Genomic DNA, 21,774 nt, shown 5'->3' with positions numbered 1-21,774 from the left:
GGCCGCAGACTAGACGGCCGCGCCCGGACGCACAGTGATCACCGCCGCATTGCCGACCGCCACGCGCGGCACTGCGGCCCCCGACAGCGGGTCCACCCCGGCCGTCGCCACCCGGATCGGGCCGCCGTGCGTCACCACGACCAGCTCCTCCCCGGCGTGCCGCGCCGCCAGCCTGCCCAGCGTCCGCCGCACCCGCAGGTGCAGGTCGGCCACGCTCTCCCCGCCTCCGGGCGGCAGCCGCAGCGGGTGCGCCCACAGGCCGTCGATCACCGGCCGCACCTCGGCGAACCGCCTGCCCTCGAGCGCGCCCAGCCGCTGCTCCCGCAACCCGGCGTCGACCAGCACCGGCAGCCCCAGCCGGGCCGCGATGATCTGCGCCGTCTCCCGCGCCCTGGGCAGATCGCTCGACACGAGCACCGTCCCGGTCACGTCCAGCGCGGCCGCCTGCGCCCGCCCCGCCGCGGTCAGCGAACCCGCGCGCGGCGACTGCCCCTGCACGCGGCCGGCGACGTTCCACGCGCTCTGCCCGTGCCGCACCAGGTGCACGGCCATCAGTACTGCAACCGCGGGTCGTCGTAGTTCTTGAACTCCAGCACGTTGTTCGACGGGTCCACCAGGAACAACGTGCGGTGCTGCTCGGCCGTCCCCTCGAACCGCAGCGACGGCCCGGACAGCACCTTCAGCTTCCGGTGCTCGACGACCCGCACCAGCCGGTCGAAGTCCTCGGCCCGCGCGAAGCTCACCCCGAAGTGCCGCGGGTACGCCACCGCCTCCGCCGGCACGTTCTCCGACAGGTGGCAGACGAGCTGGTCGCCGAAGAAGTCGAACGTCACGCGGTCGTCGTAGCGGCGGGCCAGTTTCGCGCCGAGGCCGAACACGTAGAACTCGACGGCCTCGTCGAGGTCGCGGGCGGGAATGGCGACGTGGCAGGCGTCCCTGGGGTCACGCATGGACGGTCCTTTCGAGAGTGGGGGTGAGCTGGATCAGGGTGTCGGCGCGCAGCCCGCGCCGCAGGGTTTCCACGCCGAGCACGTCGGTGGTGGCGATGTTGCCGAGGTTCACCGACGGCCCGAGCGCCTGGATCAGTTCGACCTGCAGGTCCTTGGTCGGCGCCTCGAACAGCAGGCGCCGGTGGTCGACCGCGGAGATCACCGCGTGCAGCACGTCCTCGCGCACGTGCCCGTCCGGCCGGGCCAGGCCGCTGCGGCCGCTCTCGCGCGTCTCGGTGATCACGAAGTCCGCGCCCGCGGCGAGGTCCTCGGCGATCGCGGCGACCCAGTCGCCCGGCCCGAGGCTCGCCGAACGGCCCGCGTCCTTGTAACCGACCTCGGCGAGCACCGGCCGGTACCGGGTCATCCGCTCGACGTAGAACGCCTTGTCGTGCTGCGACAACGGGATCGTGCCGTTGGACACCTCGATGTGGGTCGCCCCGGCGTCGTCGACGAACGCCAGGTAGTCGTCCAGCCGGTCGCGCACCAGGTAGTGCTCGAACAGCGTGCCGCCGAAGTAGCAGCCGATCCCGGCTTCCCGCAGCACGGCGATCTTGCGGTGCAGGTCCCTGGTCACCAGCGCGGTGCCCCAGCCGAACTTGAGCAGGTCGATGTGGTCGCCGTGGCTGGCCACCAGGTCGGTGAACGCGCCGGTCGGCAGACCGGGGTCGATCACCATGGTCACACCGGTGTTCATCGGGTTCCTCCTGTGGGGACGAGGGCGGGCGCGGGCACGCGAGCGCGCGGCCGGGGCCGCCCGGTGAGGGCGAGGCTGGCCGGGGTGCGCCGCGCCAGTGCGGTGACCAGGCCGGATGCGGAGTAGACGAGCGGGACGACCACCAGCACCAGCACGGGCAGCAGCACCGCGTCCGGCGGTTGCGCGGGTCCGGCGGCGACGACCGCGAGGAGCAGGCCCTGCAGCAGCAGCGGGTGGAGCAGGTAGACGCCGAACGACGCGTCGGAGGCCGCCCGGACCAGACCGCGCCACGGCGTCCCGCGCTCCGTCCACACCAGACCGAGCGCGAGGAACGCCAAGGCCACGGCGAAACTCTCCACCACGACGACGGGCTGGAACACGATGCTGGCCACCAGCGGCGGTGTCCCGGCCGAGTAGACCTGTCCCAAGTAGACACCCACACCGAGCGCCAGCGCCGCCACGCAGCCGCCGAGGACCAGCGGAACGTGCGCGCGGGTCCACGCCACGAGCCGTTCCCGGTGCGTCCCGGCCAGCGCGCCGGCCAGCACGTAGCCGAGGTAGCTGGGCAGCCAGGCGTCCGGCGCGTGCACCCACCCGGACAGCCCGCCGAGGTCCCACTGCTGCTGCACGGCGAGCGAGAACACCAGCTGGAACGCCACCGCGAAGGCCAGCAGCGCCCAGTGGTACCGCCGGGTCACCGCGATCAGCGCCCGGACGAGCGGCCACACCAGGTAGATCTGCATCGACACGAGCAGGAAGTACAGGTGGTAGCGCGCGGTGCCGGTGAGCAGCTCGGGGACGAACGCCGTCGCCGAGTACGGTCCGCCGTTCGCCAGGAAGTAGACGACCGTCCACAGCAGATACGGCACGACCACGAACAGGTAGCGCCGTCGCCAGAACTCGCGCCACCGCGGCTTGCGGACTGTGCTGTAGGTGAGCACGAACGCGGTCAGCAGGAAGAACACCTCGCGGCTGACGTGGAAGACGACGATCAGCCCGCCGATCGGCACGCCCGGCGCGAACGGCGCCAGCGCCAGCACGTGCAGGCCGATCACCAGCCCGACGGTCAGGACCCGCACCAGGTCGACGTAGTGCAGGTGCGCGCCGCCCCGGCTCACCGGCCGCCCGCCGCGGCGCGCAGTTCACGGCGCAGCACCTTCCCGGTCGGGCCGAGCGGCAGGGCCGTCGTCACCTCGATCACCGACGGCCGCTTGTAGCGGGCCAGCCGCTGTTCGCACCAGCCGTGCAAAGCCCGCGCCAGCCCGGGTTCCGGCCGTCCGGTCACGAACGCGACGGGAACCTGGCCGAGGCGCTCGTCCGGCGCGCCGACGACCGCGACCGCGGTGACCGCCGGGTGCGCGAGCAGCACGTCCTCGATCTCGTGCGGGTAGATCTTCTCGCCGCCGCGGTTGATGACGTCGTCCACGCGCCCGGCGAGCGTCAGGTACCCGTGCTCGTCGAGCACGCCCACGTCACCGGTCGGCAGCCACCCGTCCGGCGTCCGGGCCGGGCGGATCCGTTCGCCGAGACCGTCCAGTTCGAGGTACCGGCTCACCACTTGACGGCCGCGCAGCCGAACCTCGCCGCGTTCGCCCGACGGCAGCACCGCGCCGTCCGGCCCGGCCACCACGACACCGACCCCGACGGGCAGGCCGACCGAGCCGGCGCGGCGCAGCCGGGGTTCGAGCGGGTTCGCGGTGATCTGCCCGGCGGCCTCGGACATCCCGTAGGTCTCCAGCACGCCGACGCCGGTGCGCTCCGTGAAGCGCCGCGCGATCTCCGGTGACAACGGCGCCGACGCCGACCGCGCGAACCGGATGCGGCGGACGACGTGCTCCGGCGGCGCGGGCTGCCCGGCGAGCGAGGCGAGGATCGCGGGGACGGTGTTGAGCCAGGTCGGCGACCAGCGCCCGACGCGGTCCCAGTGGTCGACGGCGCTGAACCTCCGGTCGAGGACCAGCGAGCCGCCGCTGACCACGGTCGCCAGCAGGCCCATCACCTGCGCGTTCACGTGGAAGAGGGGGAGTGGCGTGTACCCGCGCTCGCCGGGGCCGAACCGGTGGTGCCGGGCGACGCGGCGAGCGGCGCGCACGAGCTGCCACTCGCTGAGCGGGATCCCCTTGGGCGCGCCGGTGGTGCCGGAACTGGTGAGCAGCACCGCGGGTCGCAACGCGGTGCCGTCGGCGCGGATGCGACCGGTCCGGACGGGACGCGGGCCGTCGCGGTCGAGCGCCCAGGTCGGGTGTCCGGGCACCAGGTCCGGCTGGTCGGTCGCGACGACCGCGGCGCGCAGCCGGTCGAGGGCGGTGCCCAGTTCGGCGGCGGTGAGCCGGGGATCGACCGGCGCGGCGGTCAGGCCCGCGGCGAGGCAGCCGAGGTAGGCGGCGGTGAACGCCAGCGGATCCGCTGCCACCAGGCCGATCCGGGTGCGGGGCGGCAGATCGCGGGCGAGTTCGCGCCAGCGCCGCGCGGTGGCCGCGACCGAACGCCAGGTCAGCTCGCGCCCGTCCGCGCCGTCGAGGAAGGCCACCTCGTCCGGCCGGTCCTGGGCGCGCACCTCCAGCATCCGGGAAATCACGGCCATCTGCACTCCTCTGGTTCGGCGAACGACCCGGCCGAGTGTCGTCCCCCTTTCTGGGCGGCCGGTGAGAGCCGCCTGAGAAAACGCTGTGCTCACCCGCGCCCCACGGAATTCCGGTCAAACTGATTCCGTGCGGTGGTGGAAAGCGTTCCTGGTGAGCGTCCTGTGCGTGCTGCTCGTCGGCGGTTCGGTTTCCGCTGTGGCGCAAGGAGTTTCGATGACGACCCGGGTGGTGGCGGGGCGGACTTATCTGGCGGTGCGGGCGGAATCCGCCCATTCCGGACTGCCGTTGCTGGTGGTGTTGCACGGTCGTGGAATGGATGTCCGGAATATGGCGACCCGGACCGGTTTTCTGCGGTTCGCGGAAAACGGGCTCGCCGATGTCGTGTATCCGGCGGGAATCGGGCAGTCGTGGAACGCGGGCAGCGGTTGCTGTGGTCTGGCCGCCCGTCGGCACGTCGACGACACGGCGTTCGTGCAGGCGGTGGTCGCGGACGCCACGCGGGCGTTCGGCACCGATCCGCGGCGGATCTACCTCGTCGGTTACAGCAACGGCGGGCGGCTCGCGTTCCACCTCGCGTGCGTCTCGCCGGCCACCTTCGCCGCGTTCGCGACCTACGGCGCCGCCCCGCCCACGACGTGCGCGAACCGCGCCGCGGCCGGGTTGTCCGCGCTCGTCGCCGCCGGGACCGCGGACCGGATCCTCCAGCACGGCGCCCAGGTGGTGCAGCACGCGACCACGACCTGGCGGGCACTGAACTCCTGTCCGGCGCACTCCTCGACGCGGCGGACCGGCCCGGCGGTGGTGACGACGTGGCGCGGCTGCCACGGCGGAGCCGCCGTGCAGTCCATCGTGTTCCCCGGTCTCACCCACGCCTGGCCGTCCTCCGTGGCCGGGCTGATGTGGAACTTCCTGTCCCGTCAGGTCAGGCACGGCGGTGTCAGCGCGATGTCAGCGCGGTGACCGGCCGCCCGGCGACGGTGGACGCATCGGATTCCGGGACACGGAACAACACGGAGGAGATGTGTCATGCCTGCTTCCACCTCACCGGAGCACGGGCGCCTGACGCGCCGAACCGTTCTGCAGGGCGCCGGTGGCGCCGCCGCGCTCACCCTCGCCGGGGCCGGAACCGCCTCCGCGGAAAGCCACGAAGGCGACCGCGGTGAGCGTGGCGTCGCCCGCGGCTGGGGGAAGGTCGCCGACGCGTTCCGCGCGAACTTCGACGGCCCTGGCGAGGTCGGCGCGGCGTGCAGCGTCTACGTGGACGGCCGCCTCGTGGTCGACCTCTGGGACGGCCTCGCCGATCGCGAGGCGAACCGGCCGTGGCGCGCGAACACCATCGCCCAGGTCGCCTCGACGACGAAGGGCGCCACCGCGATCTGCGCGCACCTGCTGGTGCAACGCGGTCTGCTGGACCTGGACGCGCCGGTGGTCCGGTACTGGCCGGAGTTCGGCGCGCGCGGCAAGGACACGATCCCGGTGTGCCGGCTGCTGTCTCACCAGGCCGGCCTGCCGGTTGTGGACGGGCCGCTGACCTTCGCGGACGCGTGCGCCTGGCACCCGGTCATCCGGGCGCTCGAAGCGCAGCCGCCGCTGTGGCAGCCCGGCACCGAGCACATCTACCACGCCCACACCTTCGGGTTCCTGGTCGGCGAGGTGGTGCGCCGGATCACCGGCAAGTCGCTCGGCACCTTCTTCGCCGAGGAGGTGGCCCGCCCGCTCGGGCTCGACGCGTGGATCGGCCTGCCGGAGAAGCACGAACGGCGGGTCGCGCGGATCCACGACGCCGCCCCGTTCACCGTGGACGAGCTGCTCGCCGGGTTGATCAAGGTGACCGGGCTCGACGCCGACACGGTCACCGCGTGGGTGAACGCTCAGTACAGCCCGGGTTCCGTCGCCATCCGCGCGGGCGAGCTCGGCGGCGCCTTCGACAACACGACCAGCTACTTCACCACGCGTGCCTGGCGTGCGGCGGAGTTCCCGGCCGCGAACATGGTCGCCGACGCGCACTCGATCGCCCGGATGTACGCCGCCACCGTCAGCCGCGTCGACGGTGTGCGGCTGCTCAAGCCGTCGACCGTCGGCACGGCGACCGAGATCCAGACCGACCGCACGCGCATGCACGGGCTGCCGCCGGGGCTGAGCCTCCCGGCCGACCGCTCCTTCAACATGTCGCTGGGGTTCTGGCGGGCCTGCCCGCCGTACCCGATGCTCGGACCGCGGTCGTTCGGCCACCCGGGCTCTGGTGGATCGGTGGGTTTCGCCGACCCCGACGCCCGTGTCGGGTTCGGCTACGTCCCCAACCTGTGGAACTACCGCCCGGACGACCCGCGGGCGACGAACCTGGCCGACGCGGTCCGGGCCTGCCTCGGGTGACGCTCCTGCCGTCCGGGTGCTCGGCCGGTCAGGCGCACGGCTGCAGGGCCGGCGCGGGCACCCGGCGGCGCAGCAGTTCGGGCAGCACGGTCAGCAGCCCGAGCGCCGCGAGGCCGGCGCCGAGCCACAGCGGCGCGCGCAGCCCGGACGTCTCGATCGCCAGCCCGCCGAGCGACGACCCGAGGATGACGCCGAGCGTGATGAACGACGAGTGCACGGTGTTGACCAGCGGCCGGGCGTTGCCGGCGCGCTGCACGCGGGTCACCATCGCCGGGTTCATCGTCACGCCCACCAGCCCGATGCCGAGCATCGTCACCACCGCGGGCGCGGGCAGGTCGGCGAGCACGGCGAACGCGGCGAGGAAGACCAGGTTCAGCGCGAGGCCGGCCACCAGAACAGGCAGGGTGTGCCGGTCGGCGAGACGCCCGACGACGACGTTGCCCACGACCGTGGCCGCGCCGTAGGCGACGAGCAGCAGCGGCACCGTGCCGCCGTCGAACCCGGTGACCTCGGTGAGGATCGGCGTGAAGTAGCTGAACGCGGAGAACGTGGCGCCGATGATGAGCGTGCTGGTCGACAGCGCCAGCCACAACCGCGGGGCGCGGAACACGCCCAGTTCTTCGCGGAAGGTGCCGCCCTCGGTGGACGTGGCGAGCGCGGGCACGCCGGCGAGCGTGGCCAGCGCCGCGACCACGGCCAGCACGCCGATCGCCCAGAACGCCGCGCGCCAGCCGAGGTTCTCGCCGACGACCGTGGCGAGCGGCAGGCCGAGCAGGGTGCCGAGCATCAGGCCGTTCATCACCACGGCGATCGCGCGGCCGCGGACCTCCGGGCGGGTGAGCTGCGCGGTCAGCGAGATGCCGATGCCGAAGAACGCCTGCGCGGCGACGCCGGTGACGACGCGGGCGACCAGCATCGTGCCGTAACCGCTCGCGGTCGCGGCCAGGACGTTGCCCGCCAGGAAGACCGCGAACAACAGCATCAGCGCGGTCTTCGGGGCGAGCCGCATCAGGGCGACGGTGAGCACCGGGCCGCCCGCCGCCATCGCGACCGCGAACGCGGTGATCAGGTAGCCGATCTGCGGCACCGTGACGCCGAGCCCGTCGGCCAGCTGGGGCATGAGCCCGGCGACGACGAACTCGCTCGTGACCATCGCGAACACGCCGAGGCTCAGCACGTAGATCGCGCGTGGCATGCGCACTCCTCTCATAGACAACCGTACGTTCCAGAATCGGGTCAAGCCGCGAGGGCTTTCAGGCGAGCAGCGACAAGGCCTGGTCGACGGCTTCGTCCAGGCGGCGGATGTCGTCGGTCTTGCCGACCACGCGGATGCCCTGGATGAACGTGACGAGGAAGCGGGCCAGCGCCCGCGGGTCCTTGTCCGGCGGGAGGTCGCCCTCCTGCTGGGCGCGGGAGAGGGTGCCGGCCAGTGCGGCCTCCAGCTCCCCGAAGGCGATGTCCACCCGGCGGGCCGCCTTCGCGTCGCGTGGCAGCAGCTCGGTCGCGGTGTTGGTGACCAGGCAGCCCTTGCGCTCCGCGTCCTCGCGGCACTCGGTGACGTAGGAGTGGACGAAGTCGCGGACCGCGTCGAGCGCGGGGCCGGGCCGGTTGAGCGCGGTCATCGTCTCGGTGCCGCGCAGTTCGCAGTACCGGTCCAGCGCGCGCAGGTACAGGTCGTGCTTGCTGCCGTAGGTGGCGTACAGGCTGGCGCGGTTGACGCCGACGTGGTCGACCAGGTCCTGCATCGAGGTGGCCTCGTAGCCCTGTCGCCAGAACAGCTCCAGCGCCGCGTGCAACGCGGCGTCCGGATCGAACTCCTTGGTCCTCGCCATGATCGGCAGCGTAGCGCATTGCCAACCGATCGTTCCAATAACCCTGGTCTGTGTGCGCTCCTTCTGCCCGATTATCGAGTTGATCGTCAACCAAGGGACGCGCGAATGTTGCACAATCGAATGATGGATCCGCCCGGGTGGGCGGTGACCGGAAGTCATCGGGAGGCGTGAACTGATGAGCCGCACGGGGCAGGCCGCGCGCGAAGCGGTACCGCCCGAAGCGGTGCTGACCCCTGCCGCGGTGGCGAGCAGGCTTGGTGTCGCGGTCGCGACACTGCGCAGCTGGGACCGCAGGCACGGGCTGGGGCCGAGCTCCCGCGAACCGGGGCGGCACCGCCGGTACACGGTCGGCGACCTGCGACGGCTGGAGCGCGTGGTGCACCTGGTGCGCCAGGGCGTGCCGGTGGCGAGCGCGGCCGCGAGCGTGAGCGCGGGTGCGGCGCCGCCGATCGCCCCACCCGGTCAGGTGCCCGACCGGGTGGCGAGCCGTCGGCGGCGGTCACTGCGCGGAGCCGCCGAGAAGCTCGACCCGGACGCGTTCCGCCGCATCGTGGTCGGCTTCCTCGACCGGCACGGCACCGTCGACACGTGGCAGAAGCTGCTCGTCCCGTTCCTGCAGGAGCTGGGCGAGCGGTGCGCCGAGCCGGGCGGGCCCGTCGAGGTCGAGCACCTCGCCACCGACGGGATCATCGCCGCGCTGCACGCGGTCCCGCCGGGCAACACCGGTTCGGCTTCAGTGCTGCTGGCGTGCGCGCCGGACGAACAGCACTCGCTGCCGCTGGAGGTCCTGCGGCACGCGCTCGCCGAACGCGGCCGCGGCACCATCTCGCTCGGCGCGCGCGTGCCGCCGCGGTCGCTGCTCACGACCGTGACCGTGCGCAAACCGGCGGCGACGGTCGTGTGGGCGCACACGCCCGAGCTGGCCAGTCAGGTCCCGGCGGGCGAGCTGACCGGCACGCGGCTGTTCGTGGCCGGCCCCGGCTGGGACGGCCTCGCCCTCCCCGACGGGACGCGGCACCTGCGCGACCTGGCCGAGGCGGTCGAGGCCCTGGCCTGAGCGTCAGGGGTTGACGCCGGTCAGCGCGAAGAACTCCTGGCGGGACCGGGCGTCTTCGCGCAGCGTGCCGAGCAGCGTCGAGGTGACGGTGCTCGAACCCGCGGCCTGCACGCCCCGCAGCGTCATGCAGGTGTGCTCGGCCTCGATCACCACCCCGACGCCCTTCGGGTGGACGTGTTCGGCGAGCCAGTCCGCCACCTGCTTGGTGAGCCGTTCCTGCACCTGCGGGCGCCGCGCGAAGTGCTCGACGATGCGGGCCAGTTTGGACAATCCCAGGATGCGCTCGCCGGGCAGGTACCCGACGTGCGCGACGCCGACGAACGGCAGCAGGTGGTGCTCGCACACCGACCGCACCGGGATTCCCCGCGCCAGCACCAGTTCGTCGTACCCCTCGTCGTTGGGGAACGTGGTCAGGTCGAACGGCCGCGGCGAGAACAGCTCGGCGTAGGCGCGGGCCATCCGGCCGGGCGTCCCGCGGAGGCTTTCCGACTCCAGCGACACCCCCAGTGCTTCGAGGAACTGGGCGGCGTGGAGCTCGGCGGCGGCGAGGTCCACGCCCTCGGCGGGCTCGTGGACGACTCGCAGGGCGGTTTCGGACTGCACGTGCTGCCTTTCGATCGGGTGGGTCAGTGGGCTGGGCGGGTGCGGTGGGCCGGCGGCGAGCGGTACCCCTCGGCCTGCACGTCCTCGGCGGCGACGCGGACGCCGAAGCGGTAGGCGAGCTTGCCGCCGAGGTAGCCGGACACCGCCAAGGCGGCGAGCGCGGCCGCGGACAGCACCAGCGGGCCGATGCCGACCCGCCCGTCGAGCTCGCCCTGACGCCAGAAGAAACCGGCGACGAACGCGCCGGTGACGGTGAGGTTGAGCCCCATGTGCGTGAGCCCGGTCCGGAAGGCCCGGGTGCCGCGCGGCACCGCCATCAGGTCGAGCGCGCCGGTGGCCGCGGCCAGCACCGCGCCGATGACCCCGATGGCGATGAGCCAGACCGATCCGCGCGTCAGGAACCCCGGCCCGGCGACGATCCGGGACCCGATGTCGAACACCAGGCTGCTCACCCACGCCCCGATCGGCACCGTCACCAGGATCGGGTGGAACGGGTGACCGTAGGGCCCGGCGAGCACGGCGCTCGCCGGCCGTTTCGCGTCTGCCATGACGACCTCCGGCTACTCGGTTTTCGCCAATGAAGTTTGGTCTTATCGCTCCGGAACGTCAAGAGTGCGCAATTGCGCATGTGAGATTGGGTGATATCGTGATCCGATGAGCGAGGGGCCGATCCGGGCGCTGGCCGCGCTCGACGACGAGCTGCGGCGCAGCATGTACGCCTTCATCCGCCAGGCCCGGCGCCCGGTCACGCGGGACGAGGCCGCCGCGTCCGCCGGCATCTCGCGCAAGCTCGCCGCGTTCCACCTCGACAAGCTCGTGGCGGCCGGGTTGCTGCGGGCGCGCTACGAGTTCGTCGGCGAGCGCCGGGGCGCGGGCCGCACCCCCAAGGTCTACGAGCCCTCCGGCGAGGAGGTGCGGGTCAGCATCCCACCCCGCCACCACGACCTGCTCGCGGACATCCTCCTCGGCGCGGTGCTGGACGAAGGCGAACACGAGACCGCCCGCGACGCCGCGCTTCGCGTCGCCCGTGAGCGGGGCCGCGCGGTCGGGACCGCCGAGCGCGAGCGGACGCGGCCGGGCCGCCTCGGCGCCGAGCGGGCGCTGACCGTCGCCGCGGAAGTCGTGGAACGGCACGGTTTCGAACCCAGCCGCGAGTCCCCGGTCTGCGTGCGGCTGCGCAACTGCCCGTTCCACCCGCTGGCCGCGCGCGAGCCGGCCGTGGTGTGCGGCATCAACCAGTCCTTCCTCGGCGGCCTGCTGGACGGCCTCGACGCGACGAGCGTGGAGGCGGCTTTGGAACCACGCGCGGGGGAGTGCTGCGTGGAACTGCGCGCCAGGTCCTGAGCACTCGAGCCGGCGCCCCGCCGGTGACGAACCACCCGGTGATTCGGCGTGGTGTCCTGTCGGTCATGGCAGTTTGGCGGGCGCTGCGCCGGGTGCTCCACGCCAGGAATCCTGTGTTCACGCGGTGCCGGATGTTGTTCATCGTCGCGGTGCACGCGTGCTTGCTGACCGCGTTCCAGCGGCTGACCCCGGCGAGCGGCCGCTTCCTGCGGCACGTGCCGCTGTGCGGGGTGGGTGGCGCTGGCATGGTGATCGTCGTCGTCGCGGTCGGCCTGCGCTTGGCCCGCGGCGACCGGTTGGCGCGCGTGACGCTCGGCTGAGTGACAACTCCGGGGTGTTGTGACAGCGTGGCGGCATGGTCGAACCTGCCGTCCGGGTCGAGCGCAGCGGCCCCGTCTGCACCGTGATCCTGTCGCGCCCGCACGCGCGCAACGCCGTCGACGGCCCGACCGCGCAGGCGCTGCTGGAGGCTTTCGAGGCGTTCGACGCCGACGACTCCGCCGCGGTCGCCGTGCTGTGGGGCGAGGGCGGCACGTTCTGCGCGGGCGCCGACCTCAAGGCGATCGGCACCGAGCGCGGCAACCGGCTGGGCGAGGACGGCCCCGGCCCGATGGGACCGACGCGGCTGCGGCTGGGCAAGCCGGTGATCGCCGCGATCGCCGGGCACGCCGTCGCGGGCGGGCTGGAACTCGCGCTGTGGTGCGATCTGCGGGTCGCGGCCGAGGACGCGGTGTTCGGGGTGTTCTGCCGGCGCTGGGGAGTGCCGCTGATCGACGGCGGCACCGTGCGGCTGCCGCGGCTGATCGGGGTCAGCCAGGCGATGGACCTGGTGCTGACCGGTCGCCCGGTGCCCGCGGAGGAGGCGCTGCGGATGGGCCTGGCGAACCGGGTCGTCCCGGCGGGCACCGAACGCGCCGCGGCGGAGGAACTCGCGGCGGCGATAGCCGGTTTCCCGCAGACGTGCCTCCGCGAGGACCGGCTGTCACTGCTGGAGCAGGATGGCATGGACGAGCAGGCCGCGATGGCGAACGAATGGCGGCACGGCCTGACCTCACTGGCCGCCGACGCGGTGCGGGGAGCACAACGCTTCGCGGCGGGCGCCGGGCGGGGTGGCTCGTTCGACTAGCGCTGCCGCCCGGAGCACCACCAGCGCGCCGGCCCCGGCGGCTCGATCGGCTAGTTGTTCTCGTTGATCGCGTTGTTCGTGCCGGTCACCAGCCAGCGCGCGACCTCGTGCAGCTTCCGGTTCGTGTTCTGCGAGGCGCGCACCAGCAGGTCGAACGCCTGGTCGTCGGTCACCTGGTGGCGTTCCATCAGGATGCCCTTGGCCATCGAGATGACGTCGCGCGACTCCAGCGCGCTGCGCAGCTGCGCCTGGGCCCGCGACCCGGCCAGCGCGACGGCCGCGTGCGCGGCGAACAGGCCGCACACGTGCTCGGCGGATTCGTCGAACGCGTCCCGCTGGGTGGAGAACAGGTTGAGCGCGCCGAGCAGCGTCTTGCCGGTGAACAGGCGCACCGCGAGCATCGAGTTGATCCCCAGCTCGGCGGCGGCGTAGCCGAACTTGGGCCAGCGCTCGTCGGCGGCGATGTCGGCGGTGCGGTACACGATGTCGGTGTACACCGCGTCCACGCAGGGGCCCTCGCCCAGCTTGTGCTGCAGCTCGTCGAGGCGCGCGACCCGCTCGCTGGACGGTGCGACGGACTTCAGGCTGCCCGACTCCAGCAGGGAGACGCCGGCGTCCTCGGTGCCCGGGACCGTCGCCGCGACGGCCTGCACGATGTTCGCGACCGTCTGCTCGACGTCCGGCTCCGGTTCGAGCGTGCGCACGACCGCGCTGAGCGCGTCCGCGAGCTCGAGGTCGGCCGGCTTGATGAGTTCGTCCGTCACCTGGACAGTCTTATCCATGGGGCTGGGGCGGCGACAGGGGCTGCCCCCGCGTTTCAGATTCCCGGGTCCCTCGGTCGGCTGACGCGGTCCCGCCGGAGGGCCGCCGCGACGCAGGCCGCGGAGGCGAGCACGAGCAGCCCGGCCAGCACCCACGCCCAGGCCGCGCCCATGGTGACGGCCAGGTAGACCTCGGCGGCGGCGGTGCCCGCGAACGCGAGCGCCACGAGCAGCCAGAACCACCGGATGGCGGATGCGCGCATGGGAACCACTCCTTGCCGGGTTGCTTCGCCTATCGCGCCCCGGCGGTGTGGGGTTACCTGCGTCGCTATTCGCAGTACTTGAGCAGCGGCAGGATCGCCCGTTCCGGCAGCTCCGCCGGTTCCGCGCAGGCCGCCAGCCGCGCCAGCAGGTCGTCCTCGTCGAGACCGGTCCCGATCAGCACCAGCCGCGTCGCCGGGGCCTCCGCACCCCACGGCGACCGGTGGAACCGCAGGTACGGGCCGACGGTCTGCAGCAGGAACCGGTCGTCGTAGCCGGGCACGGCGAACCGCACCGGCCCCTTCATCCGGTACAGCCCGGCCGGCCGCTCGGTCAGGAACGCCAGCAGGTGCCGCGGGTGGAGCGGCGTGTCGGACGAGAACTCGACGCTGCGGTAGGCGTCGTGCAGGTGCTCGTGGACCTCGCTGTCGGAGTGCCGCAGGTCGTCGAACGACAGCTGCCGCGCCACCGGCTTTCGCTCCCGCGCGTCGAACAGCAGACCGGGGTCGATCGCGCCGAACGCGGACCGCACCACCGGGCGGCCCTCGCTCACCTTGCGCACCAGCTCGACCAGGCCGGGATCGTCGCGCCGGTCGGTCTTGTTCAGCACCACCAGGTCGGCGAAGCGCAGGTGCTCGTCCAGCTCGGGGTGGCGCACCCGGTTGGCCTCGAACTCGACCGCGTCGACCACCTCGACGAGCCCGCCGTAGGCGACGCGCGGGTTCTCGCTGGACAGCAGCATCCGCACCAGGTCGCGCGGTTCGGCGAGGCCGCTGGCCTCGATGACGATCGCGTCGATGCCCAGCTCCGGCTCGGCGAGCCGCTCCAGCATCCGGTCCAGGCCCGCGGTGTCGACCGCGCAGCACAGGCAGCCGTTGCCCATCGGCAGCATGGCGTCGACCTGCCCGGCGACGGCCAGCGCGTCCACGTTGACGCGGCCGAAGTCGTTGACGATCACGCCGATGCGGTGGTCGCGGGCGTGCGTCAGGAGGTGGTTGACCAGTGTCGTCTTGCCCGAGCCCAGGTAACCGGCGACCAGGACCACGGGAATCGCCTCGGAAGTGCTCACCGCGCGACACCCTAGCGCGCGATGGGCCACGCCAGTGGGAGCGCCGCCCCGGCCGGTCGCGGTGTGGTGGGTGGGCGGTCGTGGGGGTGTGTTGTGGTTGAGCAGGCGGGTGGGGGTTGGCCGCGCGGGTGGTGCTGCCGCACCGGAACGGCGCGGCCGAGCAGGCGGGGGCTCAACCGCGGTACCGGTCTGCGTCTCCAGGCGGCCCGCCCGCGTGGCGGGTGACCTGGACCTCAACCGCGCCAGTGGTACTGCCGCTCCGGCCGCCCGGTGCCGCCGTAGCGCAGCCGTACCTCGGCCCGTCCGGCGGCCACGAAGTGCTCCAGGTACCGCCGCGCGCTCGGCCTCGACAGGTCCGTCACCCCGGCGCACTCGCTCGCCGACAGCCCGTCCGGGTGGGCCTGCAGAGCCTGCCGCACCAGCTCGGCCGTCTGCTCGGTCAGCCCCTTCGGCAGCGCTTTCGGCGTACGGGCCCCGAAGACCGCGTCCACGTCCTCCTGCCCGGCCGTGCTGCGCTGCGCCAGCCGGTGCAGTTTCCGCCGCAGCGTCGCGAACTCCTCCAGCTGCGCCTGCAGCGCCGACGACGGGAACGGCTTGATCAGGTAGTGCAGCGCGCCACCACGCAGGGCGCCCCGCACGGTCTCCACGTCCCGCGCGGCCGTGATGATCAGGACGTCGATGTCCTGCGTCGCCGGGTCCGCCCGCAGCTGCCGCAGCACCGACAGGCCGTCCACGTCGGGCAGGTAGATGTCCAGCAGCACCAGGTCCGGGTGCAGCTCCCGCGCCGCACGCAGCGCCTCGGCCCCGGTGTGCGCCACCCCGGCGACGGTGAACCCCGGCGCGCGGGACACGTATCCACTGTGGACCTTCGCGACCATGAAGTCGTCGTCCACCACCAGAACCCGCATCACCGGGACACCTCCGCTCGCGTCGGCAGGACGGCGGTGAACACCGCGCCGTCGGCGTTGTGCACGGCCACCGAGCCGCCGCGGCGCAGGCAGGTCTGCCGCGTCAGCGCCAGCCCGAGCCCGCGCCTGCCGCCGTGCTCGGCGGCCTTCGTGGTGAACCCGTGGGTGAACACCTCGGTCGCGATCTCCGGCGCCACCCCCGGCCCGGAGTCCCGCACCACCACCGAAACCGCGTCCGCGTCCTGCCGGATCTCCACCTCGATCCAGTCGCCGTCCCGGCCGGCCAGCGCGTCCAGGGCGTTGTCGACGAGGTTGCCGACCACGGTCACCAGGTCCGCCGACAACCGGTCGTCCACATCGTCCAGACCGGTCCCGGGCGCGAGCCGCAGGCCGACGCCCCGCTCGGCGGCCAGGCTGGCCTTCGCGATGAGCAGCGCCGCGACCGCCGAGTCGGCGATGTGCGCGGTGACCTCCTCCTGCCACTTCGTCTGGGCCTCGCTGACCAGGTCGACGTAGTGCCGCACCTCGTCGTACTCGCCCAGCTCGATCAGCCCGGCGATGGTGTGCAGGCGGTTGCTGAACTCGTGGGCCTGCGCCCGCAGCGTGTCCGTGGCCCGCGACGTGGCCTCCAGCTCCTCGCGCAGCGCGGCCAGCTCGGTGCGGTCCCGCAGCGTCACGACGGCGCCGCGCGCGATCGGCATCCGGTTGAGCGCCAGCACCCGCCCCGCTCGCAGGCCGATCTGGTCGACGCCGTGCGCGCGTCCGGTGAGCACGTCGGTGAGCCGCTCGTTGAGCCCGAGCTCCTCGACCGGCCGCCCGACGCAGTCCGCGGGCAGCGCCAGCAGGTCGCGGGCCTGGTCGTTGACGAGCGTCACCCGGTGCTGGGAGTCCAGGCCGAGCACGCCCTCCTTGATGCCGTGCAGCAGCGCTTCCCGGTGCTCGGCCAGCGCGGTGATCTCCCGCGGCTCCATGCCCAGCGTCTGCCGCTTCACGCGCCAGGTGAGCAGCAGCGACCCGGCGACCCCGACCACGGTCGCGATGCCCAGCATCGTCAGCGCCGCGCCGGGCGAGTTCGCCACGCCCTCGAAGAAACCAGGCGTCTCGGTGCCTGCCGCGACGATCCCGACGATCTGCCCGGCGTCCCCGATCACCGGCACGTGCGCCACCAGCTGCCCGGAGATCTCGCCGACCCAGGCACGCCCCTGCAGCACGGTGCTCGCGCCCAGCGGCAGCTCCGTGCGCAGCTGGTTCGGGTCGGGGGAGGTGAGCACGATCCCGTCGGGCGCGGCGATGATCACCGAGTCCGCACCGGAGAGGGTCCGCGCGGACTCGGCGAAGGCGGGCAGCGCGTCCCGCCGGATCGGATCGGCCAGGCTCGCCCGCACCCCGGCGGTCGCCGCGACCTGCTCGGCGACGGCGAGCAGCTTGCGTCCCTGCGTGTCGGTGAACGTCCGGTCGGACTGCACGGCGGAGTAGCCGAACACGCACGCGAGCAGGGCGAACACGATGATCAGCTGCCAGCCCAGCAGCTGGCGGGCCAGCGATCCTTGCGCACCCACGCCCCTCACTATCGCATCCGCTACGCCCGATCGTGCCGTGACCACAATGACCACAACGACCGATAGGTGCCTAACGGGTGACAGCGGCGCGGCCCCGGTGCACGATGCCGGGCAACGAAGGTCCACAACGAGGTGCGCTGATGAAGAATCGCAAGGGCTGGCTCGCCGTTCTCGGCGCGGCCGTGGCTCTCCTCCTCGTCCCCCCGCTGGTGTCCGCGGGCGGCGAGGAGACCGGGCCCCAGATCAGGGGCCTGCGGATGATGGTCCCCAACTCGCCCGGCGGCGGCTACGACATCACGGCCCGCACGGCCGTGAAGGCGGTCGAGGACGCCGGGCTCAACGGCAACATCGAAGTGTTCAACCTGCCCGGCGCGGGCGGCACGGTCGGCCTCGGCCGTCTGGTGAACGAGCGCGGCAACGGCAAGCTCGCCATGTCCATGGGGCTCGGCGTGGTCGGCTCGGTCTACACCAACAAGTCGCCGTCGTCGCTGCAGGACACCACCGCGATCGCGAAGCTGACCGAAGAGGCCGACATCGTCGTGGTCAGCAAGGACTCGCCGTACCAGACGATCCAGCAGCTGGTCGAGGCGTGGCGCGCGGACCCGGGCAGCGTCCCGGTCGGCGGCGGCTCGGCGCCCGGCGGGCCGGACCACCTCGCGCCGATGCTGATGGCGCAGGCGGCCGGGATCCCGCCGACGCGGGTCAACTACATCCCGTTCGACGGCGGTGGCGAGCTGATGGCGTCCGTGCTGGGCGGCAAGGTCGGGTTCGGCGTCTCCGGCATCGGCGAGACCCGCGACCAGATCGCCTCCGGCGCGCTGCGGGCGCTGGCGGTGACCAGCCCGCAACGGGTGCCGGGCATCGACGCGCCGACACTCCAGGAGTCCGGTGTGGACGTGTCGTTCACCAACTGGCGCGGGATCGTCGCGCCGCCGGGCCTGTCCGACAGCGACCGGGAACGGCTCATCGGGTTGTTCACACGGCTGCAGGACACGCCGCAGTGGCGGGAAGCGTTGCAGCGCAACGGGTGGACGCCGGCGTTCCAGCCGGGTGACGACTTCGCCGCGTTTCTCAAGACGGAGAACGACCGGGTCGCCGCGGTGCTGAAGGAGCTGGGGCTCGCATGAGCGTGATCGAGGAGAAGACGGCGTCCGCGCCGAAGTCCTGGTGGCGCACGCACTCCGAGCTGGGTGTCTGCGTCTTCCTGTTCGCCGTCGGCGTGCTGGTGCTCGTCGACGCGCTGAGCATCCCGACCGACTTCACGCAGCGCGGGCCGGTCGGCCCGAAGGCGGTGCCGATCCTCGTCGGCTCGCTGCTGCTGCTCGTGTCGCTGCTGCTGGCGCGCGACGTGCTGCGCGGCGGCCGCGGCGAGGCGGAGGCGGGGGAGGACGTCGACCTGGACGCCCCCGCGGACTGGCGCACGGTGCTGTTGTTGTCGGGCGCGTTCCTGGCGAACGCCGCGCTGATAGACACGCTCGGGTTCCCGCTGTCGTCGGCGATCATGTTCTGGGGTGCTGCCTACGCGTTGGGCAGCAGGCACCTGGTGCGGGATCCGCTGATCGCGGCAGGCGTCTCGCTGGTCACCTGGTTCGTGTTCACGGTGCTGCTGGGCGTTCCGCTGCCCGGCGGCCCGCTGATGGGGGTGCTGTAGCTCATGGACCTGTCCAACCTGTGGGCGGGCTTCGGCACCGCGCTGACCCCGTCGCACCTGATGTTCGCCGCGATCGGTGTCCTGCTGGGCACCGCGATCGGCGTGCTGCCGGGCATCGGCCCGGCGATGGCGGTGGCACTGCTGCTGCCGGTGACCTACGGTCTAGACCCGACGGCGGCGTTCATCATGTTCGCCGGCATCTACTACGGCGGCATGTTCGGCGGCTCGACGACGTCGATCCTGCTCAACACGCCCGGGGAGAGCGCGGCGGTGGTCACCGCGATCGAGGGCAATCCCATGGCGCGCAAGGGCCGCGGCCCGCAGGCGCTGGCCGCGGCGGCGATCGGGCACTTCACCGGCGGCATCATCGGCACGATCGCGCTGGTGCTGCTCGCGCCGCTGATCGCCGACCTCGCCGTGGACATCGGGGCGCCGGACTACTTCGCGATCATGGTGCTGTCGTTCGTCGCGGTGACCTCGGTGCTGGGCAAGTCCCGCGTCCGCGGCTACGCGTCGCTGCTGATCGGGCTGACGATCGGCCTGGTCGGGCTCGACGAGATGACCGGCCAGTCGCGGCTGACGTTCGGCGCGCTGCACCTGGCGGACGGCATCGACGTGGTGATCGTCGCGGTCGGCCTGTTCGCCGTGGGCGAGTCGCTGTGGGTGGCCGCGCACCTGCGCCACAACCAGTCCGAGGCGATCCCGGTGGGGCGGCCCTGGCTGTCCCGGTCGGACCTGCGGCGGACGTGGAAGCCGTGGCTGCGCGGGCCGGTGATCGGGTTCCCGTTCGGCGCGATCCCCGCCGGTGGCGCGGAAATCCCGACGTTCCTGTCGTACGTGACCGAGAAGCGGTTGTCGCGCAGGCAGGACGAGTTCGGCAAGGGCGCGATCGAGGGCGTCGCCGGCCCGGAGTCGACGGCGAGCGCGTCGGCGGCGGGCACGCTGGTGTCGATGCTGACGCTGGGCCTGCCGACCACGGCGGTCGCCGCGGTGATGCTGGCGGCGTTCCAGCAGTACGGCATCCAGCCGGGGCCGCTGCTGTTCCAGCGCGAGTCCGCGCTGGTGTGGGCGCTGATCGCGAGCCTGTTCATCGGGCTGGTGCTGTTGCTGCTGATCAACCTGCCGATGGCGCCGGTGTGGGCGAAGCTGCTGCGGATCCCGCGGCCGTACCTGTACGCCGGGATCCTGTTCTTCGCCAGCGTCGGGGCCTACGCGGTCAGCGGCTCGGTGATCGACCTGATCCTGCTGTACGTGATCGGTGTGATCGGGTTCGCCATGCGGCGCTTCGGGTTGCCGGTGCTGCCGGCGATCATCGGGGTCATCCTCGGCCCGGCCGCGGAGCAGCAGATGCGGCGGGCGCTGCAGATCAGCGACGGCGACCTCACCGGGCTGGTGAACTCGCCGCTCGCGATCGGCGTGTACGTGCTGGTCGCGGTGCTGCTGGCGTGGCCGCTGGTGCGGAAGCTGGTGCGCCGCCGGGAACCGGCGAAGGTGTGAGTACCGGGAGGGCGGCCGCGGGTGCGGCCGCCCTCCTCTTTTTCAGCTGTAGTTTTCACCCGGTGGCGCGCCGGGGATCGGCTTGGCGATGAGCGCGACCGGGACGAAGAAGCAGATCTGGGCGATCACCAGGGTGAGCGTCCACAGTTCCCGCTCGTCGTAGTGGGCGGCGGCCCTGGCGAACAGTTCGTCGGGAACGCGTTCGCCGGACGGGTTCGGGGTGAGCACGGCCTCGGTCAGCTCCAGCGCGACCCGCTCCCCGTCGGTGAAGTACGGCGCGTTCCGCCACGACGCCACCGCGGTGATGCGCTCCTCGGTCTCCCCGGCTTTGCGCAGCTCCTCGGTCTGCCGGACGGTTTGGTAGGTGCTGCCGACCAGCTGACCGGCGCGCAGTTGCACCAGGTGGATGGTGGTGTCCGGGACGGCTCCGTTGTGGATGGCCTGCTGGGTGGCGCCGGCGATCGTGCCCACTTCGGGGATGTAGCGGGCGGGGTCGGGCAGGCGCGAGCGAAGAGTGGTCATCGGCTTCCTTTCTCGATGGTTGCTGGAAGTCCGACGACGCGGTGGCCGTGGATGTGAGGTGTTACGGGCGCAGGCGGGCCACCTTGCCGTTCTCGAGCGCGACCCACACCTTGCCGTCCAGGACGGCCAGGCCGTGTGGCTCGGAGCCCGGTGTCGGCAGCGGGTAGTGGTCGAACTCGCCGTCGGCGGTGATGTGCCCGACGCGGTTCGCGCCCCATTCGGTGAACCAGCAACCGCTTTCGCCGTCCGGGACGATCGCGTGCGGGCGCGCTTCGCGGTCGGGCAGCGGGAATTCGGTGACCTCGCCGTCGGGCGTGACGCGGCCGACCTGCCCGGCGCCGATCTCGACGAACCACACCGCCTGGTCGTCCGCGGTGATGCCGACCGGGGCGGCCTTCTCGGTGGGCAGGGCGAAGTGGGTGACCGCGCCCCCGGTGGTGACGCGCGTGATGGTGTCCGCCTGGTTCAGCGTCACCCACAGCGCGCCGTCCGGCCCGGTGACTATTGTGGACGGATAGGAACCCTTGACGCCCAGGGGGAATTCCTCGATGGCGCCGTCGTCGAGGCGGCCGACGCGGTCGGTGTTCATCTCGGTGAACCACATCGCGCCGTCCGGGCCCGCGGTGATCCCGTACGGGCCGCACTCCGGCGGGAGTTCGACGGAGGTCGCCGTGCCGTCGGTGGTGATCCGGCCGATGCGGTGGTCGTGCAGGCGGCTGAACCAGAGCGCGCCGTCCGGCCCCGGGGTGATCACGGCCGGGCCGCAGCCCGGGTCGAGGTCGAAAACCCTTGTGTCGTCGGAGATCCGCGCGATCTGGCCACTGTGGACGAGGGTGACCCACGCGGCGCCGTCCGGGCCGGCGGTGATCCCGTAGGGGCCCTTGCCCGGGACGGTGAGTTCGTCGATCTGCACGTGCTGCCTCCCTAACGCGACGGTTGT

General features: G+C 72.6%; 25 protein-coding genes. 9 read left to right on the top strand and 16 right to left on the bottom strand.

Annotation, left to right across the window (positions count from 1 at the left end; genetic code table 11):
• Positions 1 to 9 precede the first annotated feature (9 nt).
• Genes L2C96_RS16605 through L2C96_RS16585 form a run of 5 tightly spaced genes read right to left on the bottom strand, consistent with a single transcriptional unit; the run spans position 10 to position 4,270 of the window.
• A complete protein-coding gene (locus L2C96_RS16605) occupies positions 10 to 552 on the bottom strand; it encodes a histidine phosphatase family protein (protein WP_237336836.1) in 543 nt (180 codons plus the stop codon).
• Positions 552 to 950 carry a VOC family protein gene (locus tag L2C96_RS16600; RefSeq protein WP_237336835.1) on the bottom strand — a complete coding sequence of 133 codons (399 nt, stop codon included), beginning with the start codon at positions 948 to 950 and terminating at the stop codon, positions 552 to 554. The genes L2C96_RS16605 and L2C96_RS16600 overlap by 1 nt, the downstream gene beginning before the upstream one ends.
• Positions 943 to 1,686: a phosphosulfolactate synthase gene (locus L2C96_RS16595; protein ID WP_237336834.1), complete on the bottom strand. Its 744-nt coding sequence runs from the start codon at positions 1,684 to 1,686 to the stop codon at positions 943 to 945. Before L2C96_RS16595 ends, L2C96_RS16600 begins: the two co-directional genes overlap by 8 nt.
• Positions 1,683 to 2,804: an acyltransferase gene (locus L2C96_RS16590; RefSeq protein WP_237336833.1), complete on the bottom strand. Its 1,122-nt coding sequence runs from the start codon at positions 2,802 to 2,804 to the stop codon at positions 1,683 to 1,685. The genes L2C96_RS16595 and L2C96_RS16590 overlap by 4 nt, the downstream gene beginning before the upstream one ends.
• On the bottom strand, positions 2,801 to 4,270 hold the full coding sequence (locus L2C96_RS16585; RefSeq protein WP_237336832.1) for a class I adenylate-forming enzyme family protein: 1,470 nt from the start codon (positions 4,268 to 4,270) through the stop codon (positions 2,801 to 2,803). The genes L2C96_RS16590 and L2C96_RS16585 overlap by 4 nt, the downstream gene beginning before the upstream one ends.
• Positions 4,271 to 4,484: 214 nt before the next feature.
• Here L2C96_RS16585 and L2C96_RS16580 point away from each other — a divergent pair, with 214 nt between their 5' ends.
• Together L2C96_RS16580 and L2C96_RS16575 are read left to right on the top strand one after the other, a co-directional pair.
• On the top strand, positions 4,485 to 5,231 hold the full coding sequence (locus tag L2C96_RS16580) for a CE1 family esterase (protein ID WP_237336831.1): 747 nt from the start codon (positions 4,485 to 4,487) through the stop codon (positions 5,229 to 5,231).
• 66 nt (positions 5,232 to 5,297) lie between these two features.
• The gene (locus L2C96_RS16575) at positions 5,298 to 6,644 is read left to right on the top strand and encodes a serine hydrolase domain-containing protein (protein ID WP_237336830.1); all 1,347 of its coding nucleotides are present in this window, start codon (positions 5,298 to 5,300) and stop codon (positions 6,642 to 6,644) included.
• A 28-nt stretch (positions 6,645 to 6,672) separates the two neighbouring features.
• Here the strand turns inward: L2C96_RS16575 and L2C96_RS16570 are convergent, their stop codons facing one another.
• On the bottom strand, positions 6,673 to 7,839 hold the full coding sequence (locus L2C96_RS16570) for an MFS transporter (protein WP_237336829.1): 1,167 nt from the start codon (positions 7,837 to 7,839) through the stop codon (positions 6,673 to 6,675).
• 58 nt (positions 7,840 to 7,897) lie between these two features.
• Positions 7,898 to 8,476, bottom strand: a complete 579-nt coding sequence (locus tag L2C96_RS16565) for a TetR/AcrR family transcriptional regulator (protein WP_020416751.1) — start codon at positions 8,474 to 8,476, stop codon at positions 7,898 to 7,900.
• A 175-nt stretch (positions 8,477 to 8,651) separates the two neighbouring features.
• On the opposite strand from L2C96_RS16565, the gene L2C96_RS16560 reads away from it, so the two are divergent.
• A complete protein-coding gene (locus L2C96_RS16560) occupies positions 8,652 to 9,533 on the top strand; it encodes a MerR family transcriptional regulator (protein ID WP_237336828.1) in 882 nt (293 codons plus the stop codon).
• A 3-nt stretch (positions 9,534 to 9,536) separates the two neighbouring features.
• Here the strand turns inward: L2C96_RS16560 and folE are convergent, their stop codons facing one another.
• Together folE and L2C96_RS16550 are read right to left on the bottom strand one after the other, a co-directional pair.
• Positions 9,537 to 10,136 carry a GTP cyclohydrolase I FolE gene (gene folE, locus L2C96_RS16555; RefSeq protein ID WP_020416753.1) on the bottom strand — a complete coding sequence of 200 codons (600 nt, stop codon included), beginning with the start codon at positions 10,134 to 10,136 and terminating at the stop codon, positions 9,537 to 9,539.
• Between the two features lie 23 nt (positions 10,137 to 10,159).
• Positions 10,160 to 10,684 (bottom strand): DUF2231 domain-containing protein, encoded by a 525-nt coding sequence (locus L2C96_RS16550; RefSeq protein WP_237336827.1) that lies wholly within the window; start codon positions 10,682 to 10,684, stop codon positions 10,160 to 10,162.
• 106 nt (positions 10,685 to 10,790) lie between these two features.
• On the opposite strand from L2C96_RS16550, the gene L2C96_RS16545 reads away from it, so the two are divergent.
• From L2C96_RS16545 to L2C96_RS16535, 3 genes are all read left to right on the top strand, one after another.
• Positions 10,791 to 11,480, top strand: a complete 690-nt coding sequence (locus tag L2C96_RS16545; RefSeq protein ID WP_020416755.1) for a helix-turn-helix transcriptional regulator — start codon at positions 10,791 to 10,793, stop codon at positions 11,478 to 11,480.
• A 65-nt stretch (positions 11,481 to 11,545) separates the two neighbouring features.
• The gene (locus tag L2C96_RS16540) at positions 11,546 to 11,800 is read left to right on the top strand and encodes a hypothetical protein (RefSeq protein WP_237336826.1); all 255 of its coding nucleotides are present in this window, start codon (positions 11,546 to 11,548) and stop codon (positions 11,798 to 11,800) included.
• Positions 11,801 to 11,835: 35 nt separating this feature from the next.
• A complete protein-coding gene (locus L2C96_RS16535; protein ID WP_020416757.1) occupies positions 11,836 to 12,606 on the top strand; it encodes a crotonase/enoyl-CoA hydratase family protein in 771 nt (256 codons plus the stop codon).
• Between the two features lie 50 nt (positions 12,607 to 12,656).
• On the opposite strand, the gene L2C96_RS16530 is transcribed toward L2C96_RS16535, so the two are convergent.
• From L2C96_RS16530 to L2C96_RS16510, 5 genes are all read right to left on the bottom strand, one after another.
• Positions 12,657 to 13,370: a GAF and ANTAR domain-containing protein gene (locus L2C96_RS16530; protein WP_237336825.1), complete on the bottom strand. Its 714-nt coding sequence runs from the start codon at positions 13,368 to 13,370 to the stop codon at positions 12,657 to 12,659.
• A 53-nt stretch (positions 13,371 to 13,423) separates the two neighbouring features.
• Positions 13,424 to 13,630, bottom strand: a complete 207-nt coding sequence (locus L2C96_RS16525) for a hypothetical protein (protein WP_237336824.1) — start codon at positions 13,628 to 13,630, stop codon at positions 13,424 to 13,426.
• 65 nt (positions 13,631 to 13,695) lie between these two features.
• On the bottom strand, positions 13,696 to 14,697 hold the full coding sequence (locus L2C96_RS16520) for a CobW family GTP-binding protein (RefSeq protein WP_504903513.1): 1,002 nt from the start codon (positions 14,695 to 14,697) through the stop codon (positions 13,696 to 13,698).
• A 233-nt stretch (positions 14,698 to 14,930) separates the two neighbouring features.
• Complete coding sequence (locus L2C96_RS16515; RefSeq protein WP_027935668.1) at positions 14,931 to 15,608, bottom strand: response regulator; 678 nt, start codon at positions 15,606 to 15,608, stop codon at positions 14,931 to 14,933.
• Positions 15,605 to 17,164 (bottom strand): sensor histidine kinase, encoded by a 1,560-nt coding sequence (locus L2C96_RS16510; protein ID WP_237336823.1) that lies wholly within the window; start codon positions 17,162 to 17,164, stop codon positions 15,605 to 15,607. Before L2C96_RS16510 ends, L2C96_RS16515 begins: the two co-directional genes overlap by 4 nt.
• Before the next feature lie 140 nt (positions 17,165 to 17,304).
• On the opposite strand from L2C96_RS16510, the gene L2C96_RS16505 reads away from it, so the two are divergent.
• The 3 genes from L2C96_RS16505 to L2C96_RS16495 are packed head-to-tail and all read left to right on the top strand — an operon-like array spanning position 17,305 to position 20,312.
• Positions 17,305 to 18,291: a Bug family tripartite tricarboxylate transporter substrate binding protein gene (locus L2C96_RS16505; RefSeq protein WP_020416763.1), complete on the top strand. Its 987-nt coding sequence runs from the start codon at positions 17,305 to 17,307 to the stop codon at positions 18,289 to 18,291.
• Positions 18,288 to 18,815 carry a tripartite tricarboxylate transporter TctB family protein gene (locus tag L2C96_RS16500; RefSeq protein WP_020416764.1) on the top strand — a complete coding sequence of 176 codons (528 nt, stop codon included), beginning with the start codon at positions 18,288 to 18,290 and terminating at the stop codon, positions 18,813 to 18,815. The genes L2C96_RS16505 and L2C96_RS16500 overlap by 4 nt, the downstream gene beginning before the upstream one ends.
• Positions 18,816 to 18,818: 3 nt before the next feature.
• Complete coding sequence (locus L2C96_RS16495) at positions 18,819 to 20,312, top strand: tripartite tricarboxylate transporter permease (protein WP_020416765.1); 1,494 nt, start codon at positions 18,819 to 18,821, stop codon at positions 20,310 to 20,312.
• 42 nt (positions 20,313 to 20,354) lie between these two features.
• Here the strand turns inward: L2C96_RS16495 and L2C96_RS16490 are convergent, their stop codons facing one another.
• Complete coding sequence (locus L2C96_RS16490; RefSeq protein ID WP_020416766.1) at positions 20,355 to 20,834, bottom strand: carboxymuconolactone decarboxylase family protein; 480 nt, start codon at positions 20,832 to 20,834, stop codon at positions 20,355 to 20,357.
• A 61-nt stretch (positions 20,835 to 20,895) separates the two neighbouring features.
• Positions 20,896 to 21,747 (bottom strand): Vgb family protein, encoded by an 852-nt coding sequence (locus tag L2C96_RS16485; protein ID WP_237336822.1) that lies wholly within the window; start codon positions 21,745 to 21,747, stop codon positions 20,896 to 20,898.
• Positions 21,748 to 21,774 lie beyond the last annotated feature (27 nt).

It is taken from the genome of Amycolatopsis tucumanensis (assembly GCF_021654135.1).
GTDB classification, from domain to species: Bacteria; Actinomycetota; Actinomycetes; order Mycobacteriales; family Pseudonocardiaceae; genus Amycolatopsis_E; species Amycolatopsis_E tucumanensis.
The sequence above is the reverse complement of the archived record's forward strand: the minus strand, read 5'-3'. Positions and strand labels throughout refer to the sequence as shown.